This window comes from Stenotrophomonas sp. P5_B8, from assembly GCF_054049855.1.
Genome location: NZ_JBFULO010000647.1, coordinates 1 through 1,519, shown reverse-complemented (window position 1 = coordinate 1,519; position 1,519 = coordinate 1). Strand labels below are relative to the sequence as shown.

The window sequence follows — 1,519 nt, the reverse complement described above, 5'->3', positions numbered from 1 at the left end:
GTGGAACAGGCGCTGGCCGCGATCTGGGTCGAGCTGCTGGGCGTGGAGCGGGTGGGACGGCACGACCACTTCTTCGAGCTGGGGGGGCACTCGCTGACGGCCATTCAACTTGTGACGCGCATACGTCAGCAGTTTGCCATTGAGCCCGCGCTTTCAGAGGTGTTCAAGCATCCGCGGTTGGCCGCGCTTGGCGACCAGATAGTGGCCAGGATACTGGCCGGGTACTCAGCCGAAGACCTGGTTGCACTGGAACAGGAAGTCGCGGCGATGGAGGGAGAAGCGCCATGATGGATCGTTCGTGGTTCCTCAAGCGTGGCTCTGCAGTGAACAGTGTCCGCCTGTACTGTTTCTCCTACGCTGGTGGCAACGCCGCCAGCTATCTGGGATGGCAGGAACAACTACCTGCGCCCTTGGAGATCTGCGCCGTACAGTTGCCAGGGCGCAGCGCGCGCTACGCCGAACCTCCATATCATGACCTGCCAACACTGATGGATACGCTGGTGCCGTTGCTGGCGCAGAGTGTTGACCGGCCGTTCGCATTCTTCGGCCACAGCCTGGGAGCGCTGGTTGCGTTTGAGGCGGCCCGCGGACTGGCGCTTAGAGGAGCATCGTTGCCCTGTCACCTGATCGTATCGGGATGCCACGCACCTCGCTTTCGCGACGAGCCCAAGGGGAGGCATCTGCTTGATGACAGTGCCTTGATCGACGTGCTGCGCGACTACAACGGTACGCCTACGGAAATTCTTGCCGACCCCGACCTGATGACGATGCTGCTACCTGTAATACGTGCCGACTTTGCCCTCGCCGAAACCTACCGTTATCAGCCTTCGCCGMCACTCGCTGTGCCGATCACGGCCTTCGCCGGCACGGATGAGGATCGTGCCAGCATCGATCAGATCACTGGTTGGAGTCTGGAAACCAGCGCTGGATTCGATCATCACCTCTTCGCGGGCGATCACTTCTTCATCCACGGCCAGCGGGATCAGGTCCTGCAACGTATTGCCTGCACGCTAGGTGCCAACGCCATCGCGTGAAGTATCGCGCCGATATGGTGCTGCGTGCGCGCCGGGGCTGGGGCCGGGACGTGATCTACCAACAAAAGCCGGTCAGCACGATATCGCCAGGTAGGTGGCGATAGCCTATATGCAGCAACTGACCAGCAACGAACGACTCGCATAAGGTCTCCTGCAGGATGATCGAGACCACGCGGCGTTGTCGGTCAACGTATTTCACCCTTGCACTGGAAAAGTCGAAATAGCGACCGACAGCGGCATGCGCGCCTTTGAACAGGGATTCCTTGGCCGAGAAGGCCGTTGTCAACAGTACATCGAAGCCCTCGTTGGCATGCCGCGATAGAAGGTAGGCGTACTCTTGCTCATCGACGACCGTTGCGAGCAGCGCCTGGGGCTCCTTGCCGACGGTGTGAACCGATTCGATGTCCACGCCCAGCCCGCCGTACACGTCTGCGGAAGAAACCACTGCGGCGGCAAGGCCCTCGATGTGCGAGATGCTGCCGATC

3 protein-coding genes are annotated in these 1,519 nt (G+C 60.9%); 2 read left to right on the top strand and 1 reads right to left on the bottom strand.

All coding sequences use genetic code 11. The annotated features are described in order from the left end of the window. On the top strand, positions 1-288 hold a 288-nt coding region (locus ACXJKH_RS20345; protein WP_457322081.1), incomplete at its 5' end, for a phosphopantetheine-binding protein. Beyond that, complete coding sequence (locus ACXJKH_RS20340) at positions 285-1,034, top strand: thioesterase II family protein (RefSeq protein ID WP_457322079.1); 750 nt, start codon at positions 285-287, stop codon at positions 1,032-1,034. The genes ACXJKH_RS20345 and ACXJKH_RS20340, both read left to right, overlap by 4 nt. Before the next feature lie 55 nt (positions 1,035-1,089). On the opposite strand, the gene ACXJKH_RS20335 is transcribed toward ACXJKH_RS20340, so the two are convergent. After that, positions 1,090-1,519, bottom strand: a 430-nt coding sequence (locus ACXJKH_RS20335) for a 4'-phosphopantetheinyl transferase family protein (protein ID WP_457322077.1), incomplete at its 5' end; no start/stop codon positions are given.